This is a genomic window from Planktothrix sp. PCC 11201, assembly GCF_900009135.1.
Lineage (GTDB): Bacteria > Cyanobacteriota > Cyanobacteriia > Cyanobacteriales > Microcoleaceae > Planktothrix.
Map to the genome: position 1 here is coordinate 1 of NZ_LT797702.1, position 4111 is coordinate 4111.

3 protein-coding genes are annotated in these 4111 nt (G+C 32.6%); 2 read left to right on the forward strand and 1 reads right to left on the reverse strand.

Annotated features, from left to right (window positions below; genetic code table 11):
* The first annotated feature begins 206 nt into the window (after window positions 1-206).
* Both PL11201_RS14185 and PL11201_RS14190 read left to right on the forward strand, forming a co-directional pair.
* On the forward strand, window positions 207-2036 hold the full coding sequence (locus PL11201_RS14185; RefSeq protein WP_079679616.1) for a PAS domain-containing sensor histidine kinase: 1830 nt from the start codon (window positions 207-209) through the stop codon (window positions 2034-2036).
* Complete coding sequence (locus PL11201_RS14190) at window positions 2014-3120, forward strand: hybrid sensor histidine kinase/response regulator (RefSeq protein WP_079679617.1); 1107 nt, start codon at window positions 2014-2016, stop codon at window positions 3118-3120. Before PL11201_RS14185 ends, PL11201_RS14190 begins: the two co-directional genes overlap by 23 nt.
* A 69-nt stretch (window positions 3121-3189) precedes the next feature.
* Here the strand turns inward: PL11201_RS14190 and PL11201_RS14195 are convergent, their stop codons facing one another.
* Window positions 3190-3972, reverse strand: coding sequence for a VanW family protein (locus PL11201_RS14195; RefSeq protein ID WP_234996702.1), 783 nt, complete (start codon window positions 3970-3972; stop codon window positions 3190-3192).
* Window positions 3973-4111: the final 139 nt, after the last annotated feature.

The following is a 4111-nucleotide window of genomic DNA, read 5'->3' on the forward strand; positions in this document are numbered from 1 at the left end:
AAAGCTAAAAGCTACTTATAGTAAGTATTTACCTATTGCCCATTGCCCATTCCCTATTGCCTCTTGCTATATATATGCCATTTTTTTTCATTTTGGGGTATTTGAACACAGTTACGACTTTTTAGCCTACGGAAAATCGGGGTTTTCCCTAAAAGTGGCAAAAGAGGGTTAAATGGACAATGTAGCATTAACCCCGAAATTTATCAATGTTTAAAGCACTTAGGAATCAACTGATCTATTTACAGGTTATTCAACGTTTTTTGAATTATTTAAGATCTGTTAATGTTGTCCCTGAATATGAAAATAATCTTAACCATTTGTCCTATGAACGGTGGCGACATCATTTTTTGCTGGTGCGGTTACAGCTTGTATTTTCTGTGGGAATATGTATTTATTTTAGTGCTATTTTTATTAATTTTTTACGCTTATTTTTTTGGGAAGAGCCTTTTTTTGATCAAAATTTATATTTACAAATATTTGCCTCTTTAGGTTTATTAACTTGTTTGAAATTATTAAAAACATCCTGGGGATATTACCATTTAAAATGGCTGTTTTTAGGATTAGGAATTTCCCTGGAACTCAGTAAACAAATTATTCAAACCGTCCATAATAATGTCAAGCCTGATTTATTTGCTTGGGTATTAACCTTTGTCAGTCAAGCCACATTAATTCCAGTGCGTTTAATTTGGCATTTAACATCACAATTAATTATCTTAGGATATTACTTTGGAATCAATAAATTACTCGGCTATGAAGTTATTCCTCCTAACTATGATTCCCTAATGTTATTATTATTTTTATTCTGGACTTGTTTAATTTGTAACCTATCGGTTTATCTGTATGAACATTTACAACGAACTTGGTTTAACTCGCGACAGAAATTAGAACAGGCTTATGAACAACTTGCACTAACAGAAGCAAAATATCGCAGCATTTTTGAAAATTCCCTAGAGGGGTTATTTCAATCTACTCCTGCTGGACGTTTTATTAGTGCAAATCCAGCCCTAGCCCGTATCTATGGCTATTCATCCCCGGAAGATTTGATGCAAAATCTTTCCTATATCCCAGATCAAATTTATGTTAATCCTCAACGTCGAGAGGAATTTGTTCGTCTGATGAGTGAACAAGGAACGGTTTTAGGATTTGAGTCTGAGGTTTATCGTTGTGATGGGAGTATTGTTTGGATTTCTGAAAATGCCAGAGTTATTAGAGATTTTAAAGGAAAAATTATTGCCTATGAAGGAGATGTTAAAGATATTACTCAACGTAAATATTCTGAAGCAGAAATTCAAAAATCACTAGACCAAGAAAAAGAATTAAATCAACTTAAATCCCGTTTTGTCTCCATGATTTCCCATGAATTTCGTACTCCTTTAACCACGATTTTAGCCTCAGCAGAAGCCTTAGAATATTATGGTTATAAATGGGATGAAGAAAAAAAATTAATCTATCTACAACGAATTCAAACAACCGTTCATCATCTGACAGAACTTTTAAATCAAGTGTTATTTATTGGTCAAGGAGAAGCCCAAAAAATCCCTTTTCAACCGAGTTTAATTAATTTAGAAAGTTTTTGTTATAGTATGATTGAAGAAATGAAACTAAGTTTAAAAGACAAACAACACTTATGCTTTATTTATTCTGAAAATCAGGCTATAAATACCTCTAACTTACCCATTCAAGTTTATTTAGATGAAAGACTATTACGACATATTTTATATAACTTAATTAGTAATGCGATTAAATACTCTCCTCAAGAGGGGAATATAGAATTAAACTTAAATTATAATCAAAATCAATTAATTTTAATCCTAAAAGATCAAGGTATCGGTATTCCTCAAGAAGACCAACAACATTTATTTGAACCCTTTTATCGGGCTAAAAACGTGGGTGTAATTCCAGGTACAGGTTTAGGGTTAACCATTGTCAAAAAATCAGTTGAGATTCAAGGTGGGATGATTCAAGTCCAGAGTAAAATTAACGTAGGTACAACGATAACCGTCATTTTCCCCTATGAAAAAAATATTAGTGATTGAAGATGATCTGAATGTTCGATCTATTATTTTAGATATTCTCGAAGCTGAAGAATTTTTAGGAGTGGGTGCGGAAGATGGAGAAACCGGGGTCAAACTGGCTAAAGAAATTTTACCTAATTTAATTATTTGTGATGTGATGATGCCAGCATTAGACGGGTATCAAGTATTAGAAGAATTAAGGAGTTATCAAGCTACAGCAACCATTCCTTTTATTTTTTTAACGGCGAAATCAACCTCGGCTGATTTACGCCAAGGTATGAATTTAGGGGCAGATGATTATTTAACAAAACCCTTTACGCATCAGGATTTATTAGCAGCTATTCACAGTCGAATTCAAAAACATGAAACCTTTGAACAAAAAAACAAAAAACAATTGGATGAATTGCGTAATAATATTACCCTATCTCTCCCCCATGAGTTAAGAACTCCTTTGAATGGAATCATCGGGACAACACAACTATTAATGTCGGATTTTGAGGAAATGTCACCGGATGAAATTCAAGAGATGTTAGAAAATATTAGTATCTCTGCAACTCGTCTGTATCGACTGACCTGTAATTTTCTTCTCTATGCGGATTTAGAATTACTCAACCGAGATCCGCAACGACTTAAATATTTTCCTAAAGGCGTGATATCAGATCCAGAAATTTTAATTAAAAATGTGGTTGAAAATAAAAGAAAAGAAAGTAGTTACATTGATCATGAATTATATTTTGAAATAGAAAAATTAGCCCTTAATATTCCTGAAGAAATTTTTAATAAAATTATAGAAGAATTAATTGATAATGCTATCAAATTCTCTGATTTTAATGACCTAATCTCGGTGAAAGGGTATAAAATCATGAATCGTTATTGTCTTGAATTAATTAATTCAGGACGAGGAATGACCGCAGAACAAATTGCCAGAATAGGCGCTTATCAACAATTTGAACGCCATATTTATGAGCAGCAAGGTTCTGGATTGGGATTAATTCTGGTGAAGCGTTTAGTTGAGTTTTATCAAGGAGATATGGAAATTGAAAGCATTCCTGGAAAAACAACAATTGTGCGAATATTTTTATCCCTATTTCCTTATGAAACTTAGACTAAAAATCTAAAAATAATTCACCTATACCTATAGCAATCCTATTTGAGTTGTGTTCAAATATCATTGTTAATCTTTAGCTATTAAACTAGGGTAAAAATTAGAAGTAATTAAAGTTAATTGATCTCTAGTTTTAACCCAACGAATTGTATCCACTTTTTTTAATTCTTGTTGCGCTTCAATTCTAAATTCAATATTAAATTCTTCCAGGGTTTCTGAAGAACATAAGCATCCGATGATTTCTTCCTCAAACAAATAAAATCGAAAACAGATAGGAATAGATAAATTATTTTTAAACCGCAGATCTTTATATCCATAAACAACTGTTGCGTCCGACCCTAGGGGAGCAAACCGAGTTTCCTCCGTATAAATATCTTGGGAATGGGGATATCTTTCTAAAGGTATGAGACCCGCTTTTAAGATTAAATAATAAATCAGTCCAGAGAGTTGACACAAACCGCCACCGACATCGGATTTTAGTTGATTATTAACAATAGCTCGTCCTTCTCGATAGCCATTTTTTATACTAGGTTCTCCGACTAAATACCAAAAGGAAAAAATTTCGCCTGGGGGAATTAAAATATTTTCAATTTGAGCGATCGCCGTTGCTAAATTATGTCTTTTATTCTCAAAATAGCTAGTTTTTTTAACCCTTTGAACGATTTTAATTTGTTCTTTAAAATCTTGCTGTTCTTCAACAGTCATAATTTTTTGTTTAACAAACCGCCACCTTTGTCCTGATAACCGATCTAAAACCCCGGTTTTTATAACTTTTAAATATCGTCTAAAATCAGAAGAAAATAATGTCTTAAAACTCCGATTTGAACCCATTAAGTCTAAAGTTTTTTTCATTTTTTTCCTTAATTAAATGAATCCTGGGTTGATAGATATTATTATTGTGCGATCGCAGTTATCACTTATAGCAAGAGGCAATAGGGAATAGGCAATCTCGCTATAGGTAAATACTTACTGTGAGCAGCTTTTAGCTTTC